The sequence below is a fragment of the Saccharospirillum mangrovi genome (assembly GCF_003367315.1).
Taxonomy (GTDB): Bacteria; Pseudomonadota; Gammaproteobacteria; order Pseudomonadales; family Natronospirillaceae; genus Saccharospirillum; species Saccharospirillum mangrovi.
This window is the reverse complement of sequence record NZ_CP031415.1, coordinates 1,598,866-1,614,191: the sequence shown is the minus strand read 5'-3', so window position 1 is coordinate 1,614,191 and position 15,326 is coordinate 1,598,866. Positions and strand designations below refer to the sequence as shown.

The window sequence follows — 15,326 nt, the reverse complement described above, 5'->3', positions numbered from 1 at the left end:
GCGAACCGGCCCGGTTTATCAATAAGCGCTGTTGATCTGCAGCACATCGTCCATGGTGATGACGTTGCCACCTGGCAGATTCAGCTGAATTTCCCCGGCACTGCCGAGCGTTACGGAATCGACGCGGGAGCTCAGGTTAATTTCGATCGCTTCCTGAACGCCGCCCACACTGGCGTACACATCAAAGGAGTATTCGCCCTGATCGTGAGGAATGATGTTGCCGTCCTCATCGGTCTCGAACTTGTCGTAATCGATGTCCACCAGCACACCGTTCACTTCCATATTGGCGCCGTCCCACTTGAAGGTGACCGCACCGCTGGGCAGCGTACCCAGGTTGACGTCTTCCACCGTTTCACCTTCCGCGTTCTTGATGCGCAGCGTCGTGTTGGTGGCGCCACTGGGCATTTCGATCAGGCCGTATACCAGATCGCCATGCTGCAGAATGCTGGTGTCCTGACCGTTGACGGTGACCGAGCCACCCACCAGGGCCGTTGCCTGCAAGGCTTGCGACGAGGTAAAGGACGCCGACATGTCTTCGAGACTGCTCGACATGTTCTCGATGCCTTCAACCGTCGAGAACTGCGCCAGCTGGGCAACGAATTCAGCGTTGTCCTGTGGATCCAACGGGTTCTGGTTCTGCAACTGCGTGATCATCAGCTCCAGAAATTCGTTTCGACCCAGCTCTTCGTTCTTCGAGTTGGTGTCTTTCTTATTGCCGATGTCGTATTGGCCCAGCGGTGAGCTGCCCGATACGTTGTTGACATCCGCCATGGTGTTGCCTCGCTGTGAGTGGAACCCACTGTCTCTGTTAGGTCGTTAAAGCTGTGTCGTTAAATCTGTGTCTTTAAATCCGATACTACGGACGGGCTAGTGATTGGCGACCGCGCGGCCTCACTGCCCCATCGTCAACGTTTTCTGCATCATCGTTTTGGCGGTGTTGAACACCTCAACATTCACCGTGAAGCTGCGCGATGCGGAAATCATGTCGGCCATCTCTTCCACCACGTTGACGTTCGGGTAATAGACGTAACCGTTTTCGTCGGCAAAGGGATGGGTTGGTTCGTAGCGGATGTCCAACGGCGCATCCTTCTCAACGATGGCGCGTACTTTCACGCCCTCGCCGACGTCGTGTTCCAGATCGACCGGCGCCAGGATGTCGCGCTCATGCCACGGCTCCTGCAATTGCTGGAAGATCGGCTTACGCGCCCGGTAGGTTTCTTCAATACTGGAGCTGACACTCTGGGCGTTGGCCAGGTTGGACGCTGTGGTGTTCAAGCGCACCGACTGGGCGGTCATGCCGGTGCCAGAAATGTTAATGACGTTGCTTAATGACATCCTTATTGCCCTCTCAATGCGCCATCAAGGCCTTTGAATTTGCGGTTGAGGAAATCAAAGCTGGAGCTGTAGTCGATGGAGTTCTTGGTGAACTGGGCTTTCTCGACGTTCGGGTCGACGGTGTTGTCGTCGATAGACGGCTGATACGGGAAGCGGTACAGCAGTTCGCTTTCTTCACGCATGCGGCCGGGGATGTGAGCGTTGTCGGTCCGGTTCACGGCCAGACTTTTGCTGCGCTCCACTTCACCACGCAAAATTGCCTGGAAGTCGATGTCACGCGCTTTGAAATGCGGCGTGTCGGCGTTCGCCAGGTTGTTGGCCAAAATCTGTGAGCGCTCAGCACGCACCAGCAGAGCGTTATCGTGAATCCCGAGAGAATTATTAAAACCCAGTGCAGACATCACACACCTCTTTGCCGCTTTTGGTTCAGTTGCAGTCAGTTGCTGAACCTATTGCAAAGCAGGTGCCAATTTTATTTTTCGTTGTATTTCAAAGGGTTAGGTGTTTTTCGGTGGGCTTGAACCGGCAAACCGGCAAGGCTTGGCCGTTGCCGGTTTGCCCGCTTTGGATCAGCGTTTGCGGTAGATGATGCCGGGGCGGCAATGCACCATTTCGTAGAGATCGCCCAGGCCGTTGACGGCTTCGGACGCACCGACCATCAAATAACCGCCGGGGTTCAGGGTGGCGTGAATGCGGGTCAGGATGTCGCGTTTGAATTCTGCGGTGAAATAGATCAGCACGTTGCGACAGAAAACAATGTCGAACTTGCCCAGCAAGGCATAGCTGTCTTGCAGATTCATAGGGCGGAACTCGACGCGTTGGGCGATCGGCGTTTTTACTTTCCAGCGGCCGCCCGGCGTTTCTTCAAAATGCCGCTTCAGCCGTTCCGGATCGAGACCACGGCCAATCGCCAGCATGGCGTATTCGGCCGATTTGGCGGCATCCAAAGCGGTGTTGGAAATGTCGGTGGCGATGATTTTTTCGCCGGCGCTGAACACCCGGTTCTTCTGCTTGAATTCTTCGATCATCATTGAGATCGAATAAGGTTCCTGGCCGGTGGAACAGGCCGCCGACCAGATGCGCAACGGCCGGTTCACCTTCTGCTGGTAAAACTCCGGCAACAGCTGTTCTTCGAGAATCCGGAACGGATGGATGTCGCGAAACCACAGGGTTTCGTTGGTGGTCATGGCGTCGATAACGTCCGAACGCAACGACTGACCACCGGCACGCGACATGGCCGCAACCAGTTCTGTCAGGGTCCCAATAGAGGCTTCTTGCAGAATTTTGCGCAATCGACTGGAAACCAGGTATTGCTTGCTGGCGCCCAGACAGATGCCACTGTGTTTTTCCAAGAAATCGCAAAAGGCTTCGTAGCCTTGGTTAACGTCAACCATTAAAGCCTCAGCTCCTTCACCACGGTCATAGGCTGGTTCGATATCAGCCTTCCCGGCCGACGGTTGTACCGCTTCATAGATCTCCTTCGACTGCTGGCAGCTCTCCACCCAGACTGGTCACTCGCTCAATCACCAATTGAGCCAGCATGTCGGGCTGGAACTTGGCCAGAAATTCGTTGGCTCCCACCTTCTGCACCATGCTTTTGTTGAACACGCCGCTCAACGAGGTATGTAAGAGGATGTAGAGGCCTTTAAGTCTATCATGAGCGCGGATGTGGGTCGTCAGCGTATAGCCATCCATTTCCGGCATTTCGATGTCGGAAATGACGATGGGGTAGCGTTCGACCGGGTCCACGCCTTCGTCAATTAAGCCGAGCAGATGGTCGAGTGCTTCGCGACCGTCGTTGAGCGCGACCACCGTGAGCCCAACCTGCTCCAGTGTTTTGGTCATCTGTTTGCGGGCGATTTTGGAGTCGTCGACGATCAACACTTGCTTGGACACGGCTTTCGAGGTGACTTCGTCGGTAATGATGCCCTCGCTGACATCTTCTTTCATCGGCGAAACGTCCGCCAGAATGCGCTCTACGTCGATGATTTCGACCAGTGCATCCTCGTGCCGAGTAACGGCAGTCAGGAAATGTTCGTGCCCGGAGCCTTTGGGCGGCGGCTGCACCTCTTCCCAGTTGATGTTGATGATGCGTTCCACGCCGCGCACCAGGAAACCCTGATTGCGCATGTTGTATTCGGTGATGATGGTCAGCTTATTCTCGACGTCACCTATCGCCTTCTGGCCGATGGCCAGGCTCAGATCGAGAATCGGAATGGTGCCACCGCGCACATGCGCCACCCCTTTGACGACCGTCTTGCTTTGCGGCATTTGCGTCAACGGCGGGCATTGCAGCACCTCTTTCACCTTGAACACGTTGATGCCGTACAACTGATCCCCACTGAGCCGAAACAGCAGCAATTCCAGTCGGTTTTTACCCACCAGCTGCGTCCGCTGGTTAACACTGTCAAGCACTCCGGCCATGGCCTTCTCCGTCCACCTATTTCAGCAGGCTGGCGACCCTATATTCCAGGCACAGCCTTTGCAACAACCTTCGACAAATCCCGCTTGGCGTCAAAACACCGACGCCCGGGTGATCCACAGTGGTCTGCGCGGCAGACCCTTTGGCACTAAGCATAGACGGCTATCGGCACAGGACAACCGAATGCGATCAACACCCAGGCTATCGGCCCGAATTGGACAATGCTTAATCCCGATGCTGTTGGGCGCGGTGTGCGCCCAACCCACAGCGGATTTGGCACAAACCCAGATCAGTGACGCCTTGAATGCAGCACTGGTCGATAAACTGCATCAACGCCACCCGGATCTCGATGCCGACGACGGCCAGTTCGAGTTCCAGCTGCAGGCGGTTGCCGGCAATCTGGCGCCCTGCACGTCGGGCGTGGATGTCGATTGGCGCGGCCAGGAACTGGGCGGGCGCCTGACGCCACGCGTCAGTTGCGATGCCGAAGGCTGGCAATTGTATGTGCCAGTCACCGTGGCCATTCATCTGCCAGTGGTGGTGACGTCGGGCAATCTGGATCGCGGCCATCGCCTGACTGCCGCCGACCTGCGCCTGCAAAGCATCGACATCGCCAGTCTGCGCCAAGGCTATTTCGAATCCGCCGACGACCTGTTGGGTTATCAGTTGGCGCGCAACGTCAATGCCGGCCAGGTGGTGACGCCTTATCTCGCGGAACCGCCGATGCTGGTGGACCGCGGTGACCGGGTGTACATCCTGGCTAAAAGCGGCCCGCTGTCGGTCCGAACGCTGGGAGAAGCGTTGCGCCAGGGCCGTGCCGGCGAACAAATACCGGTGCGCAACCTGAGTTCCGGGGAAACGATTCATGCTTACATCATCGAACGTGGGGTGGTGGAAACTGCCAGCCGCTAGGGGTTTGGGCTGGTTATAACGCTTAGTTCAGTACCAAGAGTTGAGCGAGTCAGTACCAAGAGTTGGGGAAAAAACGGATTTTTGTCACAATCGGGACTAAAGTTCCTGGAGTGACGGCCGTTAACCCCTCCAGAAAAATCTATTTTCAGCGAGGTTACACATGGCCATGAACATCAACGGCCTGACATCCGGTCAAACGGGGACGACCAAAGCCCGCCAAAATGATGGCGCTGCTCAGGTCGAAACCAAAGCGCCGCAAAAAAGTGGAACGGAATCTGCTAGTGACAGCGATGTGGTGCAACTGTCCGATCGCGCCCGTGTCTTGAAATCTGCCGGTGAAACGGTAAGCAAGATGCCGGAAATCGATCAGGAGAAGGTAGACCGCATTCGCAGCGCCATCGAAAGTGGCGACTACAAGATTGACCATGAGAAACTGGCGGCCGCCTTTAGACGCTTTGAATCCGAGCTCTGAGGGTATCAAGGTTAAGGGCGTCGCTGGGGAGGCTCGGCGACATGACCATCGACAATTCGACCTTAACCCGTCTGGACGCCGCCCTGCGCGATGCCCAGGCTGCCAGCGACGCCTTCAAGCCGTTGCTTGAAGAAGAACTGGCGGCACTGAAATCGGCCGACATCCAGGCCCTGCAAGCGCTGGTACAACGCAAGCGCAAGCAAACAGAAGACCTGCTCAACGCCTCGCAAAACCTGCTGCAATGGTGTGCCGAGCAAGACATTGATCCTGACTTCGCATCTTTCCAGAACTGGACCACCGACCTGGCTGAGAATGATCGGCCGGCCTGGCAGGCCCGTTGGAAAGAGCTGCGGCAAAGCCTGACCGTTAACGACCAGCACAGCGCCGTAAACCGGCAGGTACTGGCCACCCTGTCCAGCCGCAAACAAGCGCAGATGAGTATCTTGCGTAATCTGCTGGCCCCCACCCAAACCTATTCCGCCGATGGCCAGAGCGACACTCGCCAGCCCAGCGGCTGGGTTGACCGCGTCTAAGAAAACGGAGTTGTAGACCGCCATGTTTATTGACCAGATGACCATCTTCATCCTGGCCGAAGTAGCGGTGGTCTACTTCATTATTACTGTCTTTCTGTTTTTCCGCGGGCGGCTGTACCACGTCCTGGTCGCCATTCTCAAAGAGATGCGCTGGGAAAAACTGCGCCGTCAGCAGGAGCGCCAGAAAGAAATCGCCGAACTGCGCGCCAAGAACAAGAAGCTGACCACCGAATTCGAAGTGGTCAAACGCACCGCCGAGTCGGCCGGCAAGACCATTCCAGAACAGTTGAAAGACCGCGTCGCCCAACTCAGCAACGACGCTCGCGAACTCGGTACCGACCCGGACGAACCGCCCGGCGCCGACCCGGCCGAACAACTCAACTGGATGCGCCGCCGCATCCTCGAACTCGAACAACAATTGCTGGCCGGCGACATCGATGAAGAGATGTGGCAGGAAAAAGCCGGCGATACATTGCGTGAACTGGGCGTTGAACCCGGTTCCAGCAGCCGCAAGGCCCTGGCCGGTGAAGAGCTGCGCAACGAACAACTCGAGAAAGACCTCAAGCAGTACCAGAACCAGTACGACGCCGCCAAAGACCGAATTTCCTTCCTGGAAAAAGAACTGGAAGAGCTGAAGAGCATCAACGTTTCCACCGAACGCATGATGGAAAAACCCGAGGCGGGTCAGTACGCCGACGAGCTGTACAAGCTGCGCTGCGACAAGTTCGACATGCAGGAGTCGATCAACCAGTTGCGGCTGAAACTGCAACAGATGAACCCCAATTCACCCGAGTTCGACAAAGCGCAGAAACAGCAGATGCAGAACATGGAGCGTTACATCAAAGATGCCGACGTCACCATGAACCTGATGGAAAAAGAAATGGAGGCGTCGCAGAACGCCAAAAACGAGCTGGACGAAGAAGTCAAAGAACTCAGGGCGCGCCTGCAGGATCTGAAAACCCAAAGCAGCGACAGCAACCCGATCAACCGCGACAACGTCGACAAACTCTCGGCCAACACCAACAAGCAGGCCGAATCGGTATCCAACCTGCGTGATTCACTCGATCAACTGCGAGGCGGCGGCGACCGCGAACAGGTGGCCGAATACCAGGAAGCCGAGATCGGCCGTCTGGAGCTGCTGGTACGCGACACCCAATCCTGCGTCAGCGTGCTGGAAATGGAACTCGAACAGGCGCAACTGGCTCTCGGTGAAATGGGCGAACGCGAACAGGATCTGCTGCGTCAATTGGAAGAACGACCGGCGGCCGACGACGACGTTGCGCGCGCACCGCTGCCTGAGCGGTTAAAAGTGTTGAGCGACAAACAACGCGAATCACTGAACAAATTACGCGGTGCGGCCAAAGAAGTGCGTCAGGACAAAGCCGATGTCGACAGCATCGCCAAGCGCCAGCAACAGGAAGTCGACGCTTTGCAGCAATTGCTCGGTCAGATGGAAGCAGCAGTCAGCCAGTTGCAACAGGAAATTGAAGAAAGTGCGGCGGCCAAACCCAAGGCACGCTCGCCCGAAGAACGGCCCGACAGCAACGAAGACGTTGAAGAAATGGAATCGTTGCTGCGGCAGTTCATGAGCGAAAGTCAGTCAATGCTGGGCCGGCTGAAATCGCTGGAAGAAGAAAACAAACGTCTGAAAGGCGGTGCCAAAGCTGCCACACCGGCTCAGTCAGACTGAGCCGGTCATTACCGTTCAATGCCCTTCGGGCAACGGAATTTCATTCCACGGAATCTCGCGCACCAGCTCCGGTATCGCCCACTCCACACCCGCTTCTGAACGCAGCCGGAAATGGTACATCGACTGCAACGTCTGGTGATCGCTGGCCCGGATCAACATATCGCCTTTGGGCGAATTGAAGTGCATGCCTTCGAGCGTGGCGATCAAATCGTCGGTGTCGGTGCTGTCGGCACGGCGCAAGGCTTCAACGATGGCAATGCCTGCGGTCATACCGCCGGCGGCAAAGATGTCCGGTGGCGTACCAAAACGTGCTACGTGTTGCTCAACCAGCCAATCGTTAACGCTGTTGCTCGGGTGCTCGAAGTAGTAATAGTTGGCGCCTTCCAGACCTTCGTAAGCCTTGTAGCCAGCCAGCGTTGACAGAAAACCGCCGTTGGCCGCAAAACGAATTTCCGCCGGGTTCGGATTCATGGCCGTCAACGACGCCAAAGGATCGCCCGCGCCCGCCCAGTTAACGAAGATCACCTTGTCGCCCGCCACGTCAGCCAATGCAGCAAACAGCCGTTCAGCAGTGGCTTCAAAATTGGCCGTGCCGGCTGGCACAAATTCCTGATGCACGACCGCAGCGCCGGTGCCAGTCAAAGCCTGGCGAAAGGCAGCCAGAGTGTCGTGACCAAAATCGTTGTCCGGTGCCAAGGTCGCAATCGATACGCCTGGCTGGCCCAAAGCAATGGCATTAGCCACCGCTTCCTGACTGGCCGAACGGCCGGTGCGGAACACATAGCGGTTGCCGCGTGAACCGGTGATGGTGTCAGCCACAGCGGGTTCTACCAGCAGGATACGGCGATACTCACGCGCCACCGGCAACATCGGAATGGCGACGCTGGAGGCCAGCGGGCCGACGGCCAGCAAGGCATCGTCTTCGTCGTAGGCTTCTTCGAGCAGACTGCGGCCGAGCATCGGGTCCAGCTGGCTGTCTTTTTCAATCACTTCGATGGCGTGGCCGTTAACGCTCATGGTGCCTTCGGTGGCGTATTCCAGTCCCAGCATCAAGCCGTCGTGACTCTGTTTACCGTAGCTCGCCAGTGGGCCGGTCTTGCCGTAGATGTGCGCGATGCGAATGGTGTCATCCGCCTGAGCCAAACCGCCGATCAAACCCAATATGCCGACCAGCAACGCCCGCTTCAAAGGATGCCCTTTCATACTGCCACTCCATCTGTCTTCATTGAATTCGGTTACAACCTGACCACACCCAAACGGCTGACCACAGCCTGGGTTGTCGTGTCGTTCAATCGTTGACCAAAGTCACTGGCAGGATGATTGACGCAATAAAAGGCAGGTGATGAACCGCTGAATCAGCCCGCATCTTATTGACCGGAGCCCTGGCTCGCAAGCGGCGAACCATCTGGCCTTCCGGCTGACGCTGTTCGATGAATCCAACGTATTTCCATTCAATGAATCGGTTAAACTGTCGCTATAACAATATTCACAGCGTGAGTTAGGAGTTCCGCCATGAAGTTAACGGTGGTCATGAAAACGGCCTTGGGTTTTGGCCTGATTCTGTTGTTGTTGGTCGGCATTTCGGTGTCTGCGATAACCAACCAAGCCTCAGTCGGCAATCTGTTCCGCACCACCACGAACGAAGTGGTGCCGCGTATGCAGCAGGCGTATCGCCTGGTGATTGCGCTGCAGAATGCCAACAAAGCCGTGTCCCAACACGCCGCTGTTTCCAATGATGAAGATTTACAGCGCTACGAAACCGATTTCGCCAGCGCCAAAGCCGACGTCAATCGCATCCGCACCGAACTGACCGACAGCCTCGACGAAAACGATCCGCTGATGGATCCGCTGGCTCAAGCCAACAGCACCATCAACGAAGCGCTCAAACTGGGCGAACAACATCTGACCACGCGCCGCACCGTACTGAACAGCCGGCAGGCATTTCTGAGCGAATTCCAAACCCAGGGTTCACGTTGGCTGACGTTCAGCGACGACATGAAAATTGTCGATCGGGTGCTGGAAGTGCTCGGTCAGCAATCCACTTCCGAGGCACGACAGATTGGCGCCGACGCCAACTACGTGCTCGATCGCATCGATCTGATCCGCACCGGCATCAACGGCATCAGTGGCTTATCGACCGCCACGCAAGTGCTGGCCGTGCAAGGCGACCTGGAACGTGAACTGGAACGCCTCGGCACGCGTATGGAGCGCCTGTCGGAAAGCAACGCCATCATTCACCGTTATCTGTCGACCTACGTGGGATTGCTGCAAACCGCCGTCGCCGGCGAAGGTGGCACTTTGCCGCGCTATCTGACCTCGCTGCGGGCCGATGAGTTATCGAGCCGTGAACTGTCGGTATTGGCCGATACCGTCAACAGCGGCGTGCGCAGCCTTGGTTTGCTCACCACCGCCTTGAGCGAACAAGGCCAGACCTTGTCGCAACAGGTGAACACCGCCAACGACCGCGCCAGTCTGATTGTTCTGGGTGTGCTGCTTGGTTCGTTGCTGGTCGCTTCACTGATCATGCTGTCGCTGATTCGCAGCATCCGGCAGCCGCTGAAAACCATCACCCGATTGCTCGGTGCGGTGTCAGAAGGCGATCTGTCACAGAAAATGACCGTTCGTTCGGCCGATGAGTTTGGCCAGATCGGGCGCGGCATTAATGAACTGATTGAACACACCCGTGTGATCGTCAGCGACATCAAGAGCACCTCCGGAGAAATCGCCTCGGTATCGCATCAGGTGTCAGAAACCACCCGATCCAGCTCGCAGAAACTGCAACAGCAGAAAGATCAATCGGCGTCCATCGCCACGGCCGCGACCGAACTGACGTCTTCCGCCAGCGACATCGCCGACAGTTCCGACACCACCTTGGAGCGCGTCCAGGCGGTGCACGATTCAGCCGCCAAAGGCCAACGCAACATGGCAGCCAGCCAGTCGGAAATCCGGCAGTTAGTGGGTGACCTGACCCAGGCCAGCGACGTTGTGAGCAAGTTGCAGGAAGAATCAAAAAGCATCGGCAGCATTCTGGACGTTATTCAGGGCATCGCCGAGCAGACTAACTTGCTGGCATTGAACGCGGCCATCGAGGCGGCCCGGGCCGGTGAGCAAGGCCGTGGCTTTGCCGTAGTGGCCGACGAAGTGCGCAGCTTAGCCAGCAAAACGCAAAGTTCGACCGAAGAAATCTACGAGATGATTGAGCGGCTGCAGTCGCGCGCTAACTCGGCTGTCGATTTGATGACGCACAACCGCGAGCGCGTCGATCAGGTGGTAAGCCGCACCTCCGAAGCCGACCAGTCACTGCAAAGTATTTTGGCCGCTCTGGACGACATTTCCGACATGAGCCAGCACATCGCCGAAGGCACCAGCGCCCAACGCGCTACCGCCGACGAAGTGGCCCGTTCCATCGAAGCCATTGCTGAGTTGTCAGACGCCATCTACTCCAACGCCTCGCGCAACGGCGCGACGTTCGAGCGCTTGAACAAGCTGGTCGAACAACAGAATAAGGCGGTCAGTCGGTTTCAGGTGTAATGCCACCGGGCGCGGCTAACTGAGCGCGCCGATACGCCTGCGGCGCTACGCCAAACCGCGCTTTGAAGCGATGCCGGAAGTGAGAGGCATCGCGAAACCCACAGCGGTAGGCCAGCTGTTCGGTACTGACCAAACTCAGTGCCGGATCGGCCAACTGCTGCCGCACCCGCTCCAGACGTTCGGCCATCAGCCAGATGGCAAACGTCTCCCCGGCCTCGGCAAAGCGCTTTTGCAAGGTTCGTGGCGTGCTGCCAAAGTGCTGCGCCAACTGCGGTAAGGCAAACGCCGGGTCGCTCAGGAAACCCGCAGCCACGGCTTTGATGTGCGCCAATTGTACGGTGAGCGCCCCGCTCTGCTCGGTTTGCAACGCCAGTTGCTGCATCAGCGGCAACAACACCCCACACATCCGGTGCGCCACTGCGCCATCGGCCAAATCCGACGCTTCGACCAACAACTTCAACTGCTGACTCGCCAAACGCCCACGCGGGTCGGTACGAAAGGATCGATTCAGTCCAGCCACCAAAGCCGGCGTAACCGGCACGCCCAGTTGATCGCGCGACAACCGCAGGCTGTACAGCCGCATCCTCGGCGCGCCTTCGAAAGACAACTGGAACATCTGGCTGTTGTCGAGCAACAACGGCTGGCCCGCAGCAGCGCCAACCGTGGTGCTTTCAAATTGAGCGCGATACGGCAGATACGGCGACACATTGAGAAACAGACTGTCGTCGGGCCGCGTCGCCAATTCTGTGGCACCGCGTTTGGCCCGGTGTGCTGGCGCGTCTAGCCGGGCCAGCGCGACATCGGCTAACTGAACAGCGCGGTAATCGGCATCGAAGGTGGTTGGCGACAGGCGTTGCGGCTGAATGCCGGCGAAGGTCGTGGCGATGGCATCGCAAAAACAATCGAATTGCTGTCGGGGTTGCAGCTGTCGTGTGCTGTAGGTTTGAACCGGAAAATCCACCGCTTCGCTGCCAGCCATTGTTCTTCTCCACCAGCCAGTGTGTCGGCGTCCATCTTGAAACAGAATCGATGGGTGTAACACCTCTGAACCAGTCAAAACAACAACAAAACAGAGAGTCCGCTATGAGCCGTTTGCATTGCATTCTGATTCACGGTGCCTGGCACGGCGCCGCCACCTGGTCCCGCCTTCAGCCGTTGCTGGACGCCAAAGGTCTGCACACCCACAGCCTGGATTTGCCCGGCGCCGGTGCCAAAGCCGCCAGTCCGGAAAGTTTCTTCCAGCGCCCACTGAACCCGCAGGCGTTTGCCACCGAAGTCTCGCCCAACGCGGGCGTGACCCAAGCGAGCCGCACTCAAGCCGTGATCGATTTGATTCGGCGCGTGCGCGAAACCGGCGACAAAATCATGCTGGTCGGCCATTCGCTCGGCGGTTTGACCGTGTCGGCGGTGGCCGAAGCCCTGAACGAACCGGTTGATGCCCTGGTGTATCTGGCTGCCTTTATGCTGCCGCCGCAGATGCCGGCGCTGGCGATGATTCAGCACGACACCATGGCCGGCGAAGAAGTCGCGCCCTGTTTTCTGGCCGATCCGACAGTAGTCGGCGCCTTACGGCTCGATCCAGCCAGCGACGATCCGGCCTATCGTCGGAAACTCCAGTCGGCTTTTTATGGCGACCTGAGCGATGCCGAAGCCAACGCTCACTTAGCACAACTGCATTGCGACGAACCGGCCGCCGTGGTGGTAGAACCCTCGCCCATCAGCCCTGAGGGTTTTGGCCGTCAGCCGCGTTATTACATCCGCTGCACTCAGGACAGAGCCATACCGTTGGCCGGTCAGAACTTTATGGTAGATGCCGTGGATACGGCCTTGGGTGGACAAACACAGGTGTATAGCCTGAACAGCAGCCATTCGCCGTTTTACTCACAGCCGGAAGCCCTGGCCGATATGTTGACGGCGATTGCACTGGACCTGTGACGCCGCTTGCGGACTATTCAGCGACAAAAAAACCGGCACTGGGCCGGTTTTTTTCTTTAACGACGGGCAATTATTTTTCGACGAAGGCACGCTCAATCACGTACTCGCCAATGTGGCCGGCGCGGGTTTCCTTGAAACCCCAGCTATCGAGAATGTCGGTAGTGTCCTTCAACATCGCCGGGCTGCCGCACAGCATAAAGCGGTCGTCCTCCAACGACGGCTTGGGCAGGCCCAGGTCGTCGAACAACTTGCCGCTGGTCATCAGATCGGTGAGGCGGCCCTGGTTGCGGAATTCTTCGCGGGTGACTGTCGGGTAATACAGCAGTTTGCCGTCGATCATTTCACCGAAAAATTCGTTGTTCGGCAGATCGCTGATCATGTCCTGATACGCCAGTTCCGACACCTGGCGCACGCCGTGCGTCAGAATCACCCGGTCGAACTGCTCATAAATTTCCGGGTCTTTGATGATGCTCAGGAATGGCGCCAGGCCGGTGCCGGTCGACAGCAACCAGAGGTTTTTGCCCGGCAGCAGATGGTCAGTCACCAGGGTGCCAGTCGGCTTACGGCCAACGTAAATCTGATCGCCCGGCTGAATGTTCTGCAACTGAGACGTCAGCGGGCCATCGGGTACCTTGATGCTGAAAAACTCCAGTTCTTCTTCGTAGTTGGCGCTGGCAATGGAGTAGGCGCGCAGCAACGGACGACCGTTATCCTGCTCCAGCCCGATCATGGTGAAGTAGCCGTTTTTGAACCGGAAACCCGGATCACGACTGGTGGTAAAGCTGAACAGGGTGTCGTTCCAATGCCGAACACTGGTGACGGTTTCAATATTCATATTCGACATAAGAACCTCTATATATCTAATAATGCGTTATATGTTGATCACTATACGCACAGCGCACTTATCGGCAAAATGATTATTTCCGATATATTTAATTGGTTTTTCCAATATGAAATTCACGCTGCGACAACTCCAGGTGTTTCTGGCAACGGCGCACCATGAAAACATCAGTCGGGCGGCGCAGAGCCTGCACATGTCCCAGTCCGCGGCTTCGGGCGCGCTGCGCGAATTCGAAACGCAGTACGGCGTCCGCCTGTTTGAGCGGGCCGGAAAGCGACTCAAGTTGAATGAAGTGGGTCGCCAGCTCTGGCCGCGGGTCGAAGCACTGCTGGAACAAGCCGATCAGCTGGAGGCCGACTTGACCGGTCAACACGACCTGGGACGGCTCAAAGTGGGGGCAACATTAACGATTGGCAACTACCTGGCGGTGGAATTAATGGCGCAATTCAAAGCCACCCAACCCAACGCCCGCGTCACCTTGGAAGTCGCCAACACCCGTGCCATTGCCGATCGCGTTCTGACGTTCGATCTGGACCTGGGCATGATCGAAGGCGAGATCAACCACCCGGACCTGGAAGTCAGCCGCTGGCGCGCCGACGAACTGGTGTGTTTTTGCGCCCCGGAACATCCACTCGCCCATGCCGGCCCGCTCAGCGATCACCAACTGATCGACGAACCCTGGATCGTCCGTGAACCCGGTTCAGGCACACGTCAAACCTTTGAGCGAGGCATGCACGGTCTGCTCAATGAATTACAGATTGCACTGGAGCTGGAACACACCGAAGCCATCAAGCGTGCAGTGGAAGCGGGATTGGGCATCGCCTGTTTGTCGCGGGTTTGTCTGGAAGAGGCATTCAAACGTGGCACTCTGGTGCCGCTCGACATTCCGCAACGCAATTTTCAGCGCGACTTCTATTTCGTTCTGCACCGCCAAAAATTCCGCAGCCCAGGCATTCAGCGCTGGCTGGAGCTTTGTAAAGACGCCTGCTAAGGTGCCTTGATGGGTGTTCAAAAACGGAACATCCGCCTTCGCAAGGTTGCGAGGGCCTACCCAACCAGAACGAGGATGTTGTTATGTCGTACCTACGCTGGGGTCTGATTGCCGGGATGCTGATGCTGTCAGGCTGTGCTTCTCTCCCCTCACCCACTGAAACCAATGGCGGAATGCTGGCTTTCCCGATGGAAGTCCGCGGCGCTGGCACCTTCTACTACGTTTACGAATTCGCAGTTTTTGAACACGATACCGATGTTGAGGTGGATCGAATTCAGCTCAATCCGGCCAGCGGTGTCCACGTCCGAACCTTTGGTCCATACGAACCTGGGGCTTATTACCTTGGTGTTCAGACCACACGCGTGAAGGCGTCACCCAACATGAAATTTCAGTACAAACCCAACCCCCAGGAAATCTATGTTCCTTTCGCGATTCAGGAAGACACCATCACGGTTCTGAATAGCAAACTTGTTGTTCACAAGCGTCCACGCAGTGGCGGCGGTTTCACCACCAGCAATCGCCGTCGGGCACTGACACCAGATATTCAGGCCGAAGTTTTGGCAGAATTGCAGGAACAAGACAAAGCCGGTCTGTGGCAAATCAACGCGCCCATCCCTGAATCAGACTCTTAATCTGAGCCAGACTCATAAGATGAAAAGGGGCC

At 57.1% G+C, this 15,326-nt stretch carries 16 protein-coding genes; 8 read left to right on the top strand and 8 right to left on the bottom strand.

From position 1 onward, the window contains the following. Positions 1-18 precede the first annotated feature (18 nt). The 5 genes from DW349_RS07795 to DW349_RS07775 all read right to left on the bottom strand — a co-directional run bounded on the left by DW349_RS07795 (position 19) and on the right by DW349_RS07775 (position 3,759). Positions 19-771 (bottom strand): flagellar hook assembly protein FlgD, encoded by a 753-nt coding sequence (locus DW349_RS07795; RefSeq protein ID WP_108124498.1) that lies wholly within the window; start codon positions 769-771, stop codon positions 19-21. A gap of 120 nt (positions 772-891) precedes the next feature. After that, positions 892-1,335, bottom strand: a complete 444-nt coding sequence (gene flgC, locus DW349_RS07790; protein WP_108124499.1) for a flagellar basal body rod protein FlgC — start codon at positions 1,333-1,335, stop codon at positions 892-894. 2 nt (positions 1,336-1,337) lie between these two features. After that, positions 1,338-1,736: a flagellar basal body rod protein FlgB gene (gene flgB / locus DW349_RS07785; RefSeq protein ID WP_108124500.1), complete on the bottom strand. Its 399-nt coding sequence runs from the start codon at positions 1,734-1,736 to the stop codon at positions 1,338-1,340. A 168-nt stretch (positions 1,737-1,904) separates the two neighbouring features. Further along, positions 1,905-2,729 carry a CheR family methyltransferase gene (locus tag DW349_RS07780; protein ID WP_108124501.1) on the bottom strand — a complete coding sequence of 275 codons (825 nt, stop codon included), beginning with the start codon at positions 2,727-2,729 and terminating at the stop codon, positions 1,905-1,907. Between the two features lie 73 nt (positions 2,730-2,802). Further along, entirely contained in the window at positions 2,803-3,759 is a 957-nt protein-coding gene (locus DW349_RS07775) for a chemotaxis protein CheV (RefSeq protein ID WP_108124502.1), read from the bottom strand. 232 nt (positions 3,760-3,991) lie between these two features. Between DW349_RS07775 and flgA the strand changes: the two genes are divergently transcribed. From flgA to DW349_RS07755, 4 genes are all read left to right on the top strand, one after another. Continuing rightward, entirely contained in the window at positions 3,992-4,669 is a 678-nt protein-coding gene (flgA, locus tag DW349_RS07770; protein ID WP_162824627.1) for a flagellar basal body P-ring formation chaperone FlgA, read from the top strand. Positions 4,670-4,829: 160 nt separating this feature from the next. After that, on the top strand, positions 4,830-5,141 hold the full coding sequence (flgM, locus tag DW349_RS07765; protein ID WP_108124504.1) for a flagellar biosynthesis anti-sigma factor FlgM: 312 nt from the start codon (positions 4,830-4,832) through the stop codon (positions 5,139-5,141). Between the two features lie 41 nt (positions 5,142-5,182). Further along, a complete protein-coding gene (gene flgN / locus DW349_RS07760) occupies positions 5,183-5,674 on the top strand; it encodes a flagellar export chaperone FlgN (protein WP_108124505.1) in 492 nt (163 codons plus the stop codon). Positions 5,675-5,696: 22 nt separating this feature from the next. Beyond that, entirely contained in the window at positions 5,697-7,364 is a 1,668-nt protein-coding gene (locus tag DW349_RS07755) for a coiled-coil domain-containing protein (RefSeq protein ID WP_108124506.1), read from the top strand. A gap of 15 nt (positions 7,365-7,379) precedes the next feature. On the opposite strand, the gene DW349_RS07750 is transcribed toward DW349_RS07755, so the two are convergent. Next, positions 7,380-8,567, bottom strand: coding sequence for a substrate-binding domain-containing protein (locus tag DW349_RS07750; RefSeq protein WP_108124507.1), 1,188 nt, complete (start codon positions 8,565-8,567; stop codon positions 7,380-7,382). 309 nt (positions 8,568-8,876) lie between these two features. Between DW349_RS07750 and DW349_RS07745 the strand changes: the two genes are divergently transcribed. Then, complete coding sequence (locus DW349_RS07745) at positions 8,877-10,895, top strand: methyl-accepting chemotaxis protein (RefSeq protein WP_108124508.1); 2,019 nt, start codon at positions 8,877-8,879, stop codon at positions 10,893-10,895. Here DW349_RS07745 and DW349_RS07740 read toward each other — a convergent pair. After that, positions 10,876-11,874 carry a helix-turn-helix transcriptional regulator gene (locus DW349_RS07740; protein ID WP_108124509.1) on the bottom strand — a complete coding sequence of 333 codons (999 nt, stop codon included), beginning with the start codon at positions 11,872-11,874 and terminating at the stop codon, positions 10,876-10,878. The two genes, DW349_RS07745 and DW349_RS07740, sit on opposite strands and share 20 nt — an antisense overlap. A gap of 104 nt (positions 11,875-11,978) precedes the next feature. Between DW349_RS07740 and DW349_RS07735 the strand changes: the two genes are divergently transcribed. Next, entirely contained in the window at positions 11,979-12,830 is an 852-nt protein-coding gene (locus tag DW349_RS07735; protein WP_157954250.1) for an alpha/beta fold hydrolase, read from the top strand. A gap of 70 nt (positions 12,831-12,900) precedes the next feature. Here DW349_RS07735 and DW349_RS07730 read toward each other — a convergent pair whose 3' ends face one another. After that, positions 12,901-13,674, bottom strand: coding sequence for a ferredoxin--NADP reductase (locus DW349_RS07730; protein ID WP_108124511.1), 774 nt, complete (start codon positions 13,672-13,674; stop codon positions 12,901-12,903). Positions 13,675-13,780: 106 nt separating this feature from the next. Here DW349_RS07730 and DW349_RS07725 point away from each other — a divergent pair, with 106 nt between their 5' ends. Both DW349_RS07725 and DW349_RS07720 read left to right on the top strand, forming a co-directional pair. Further along, entirely contained in the window at positions 13,781-14,662 is an 882-nt protein-coding gene (locus DW349_RS07725; protein WP_108124512.1) for a LysR family transcriptional regulator, read from the top strand. Positions 14,663-14,745: 83 nt separating this feature from the next. Continuing rightward, the gene (locus tag DW349_RS07720) at positions 14,746-15,294 is read left to right on the top strand and encodes a hypothetical protein (RefSeq protein ID WP_157954251.1); all 549 of its coding nucleotides are present in this window, start codon (positions 14,746-14,748) and stop codon (positions 15,292-15,294) included. Positions 15,295-15,326 lie beyond the last annotated feature (32 nt).

Coding starts and splice junctions, on each gene's coding strand:
- DW349_RS07745 (WP_108124508.1), top strand. CDS start 8,877: ATGAAGTTAACGGTGGTCATGAAAACGGCCTTGGGTTTTGGCCTGATT.
- DW349_RS07725 (WP_108124512.1), top strand. CDS start 13,781: ATGAAATTCACGCTGCGACAACTCCAGGTGTTTCTGGCAACGGCGCAC.
- flgM (WP_108124504.1), top strand. CDS start 4,830: ATGGCCATGAACATCAACGGCCTGACATCCGGTCAAACGGGGACGACC.
- flgC (WP_108124499.1), bottom strand. CDS start 1,335: ATGTCATTAAGCAACGTCATTAACATTTCTGGCACCGGCATGACCGCC.
- DW349_RS07740 (WP_108124509.1), bottom strand. CDS start 11,874: ATGGCTGGCAGCGAAGCGGTGGATTTTCCGGTTCAAACCTACAGCACA.
- flgB (WP_108124500.1), bottom strand. CDS start 1,736: ATGTCTGCACTGGGTTTTAATAATTCTCTCGGGATTCACGATAACGCT.
- DW349_RS07780 (WP_108124501.1), bottom strand. CDS start 2,729: ATGGTTGACGTTAACCAAGGCTACGAAGCCTTTTGCGATTTCTTGGAA.
- DW349_RS07730 (WP_108124511.1), bottom strand. CDS start 13,674: ATGTCGAATATGAATATTGAAACCGTCACCAGTGTTCGGCATTGGAAC.
- flgA (WP_162824627.1), top strand. CDS start 3,992: ATGCTGTTGGGCGCGGTGTGCGCCCAACCCACAGCGGATTTGGCACAA.
- DW349_RS07750 (WP_108124507.1), bottom strand. CDS start 8,567: ATGAAAGGGCATCCTTTGAAGCGGGCGTTGCTGGTCGGCATATTGGGT.
- DW349_RS07755 (WP_108124506.1), top strand. CDS start 5,697: ATGTTTATTGACCAGATGACCATCTTCATCCTGGCCGAAGTAGCGGTG.
- DW349_RS07720 (WP_157954251.1), top strand. CDS start 14,746: ATGTCGTACCTACGCTGGGGTCTGATTGCCGGGATGCTGATGCTGTCA.
- DW349_RS07795 (WP_108124498.1), bottom strand. CDS start 771: ATGGCGGATGTCAACAACGTATCGGGCAGCTCACCGCTGGGCCAATAC.
- flgN (WP_108124505.1), top strand. CDS start 5,183: ATGACCATCGACAATTCGACCTTAACCCGTCTGGACGCCGCCCTGCGC.
- DW349_RS07775 (WP_108124502.1), bottom strand. CDS start 3,759: ATGGCCGGAGTGCTTGACAGTGTTAACCAGCGGACGCAGCTGGTGGGT.
- DW349_RS07735 (WP_157954250.1), top strand. CDS start 11,979: ATGAGCCGTTTGCATTGCATTCTGATTCACGGTGCCTGGCACGGCGCC.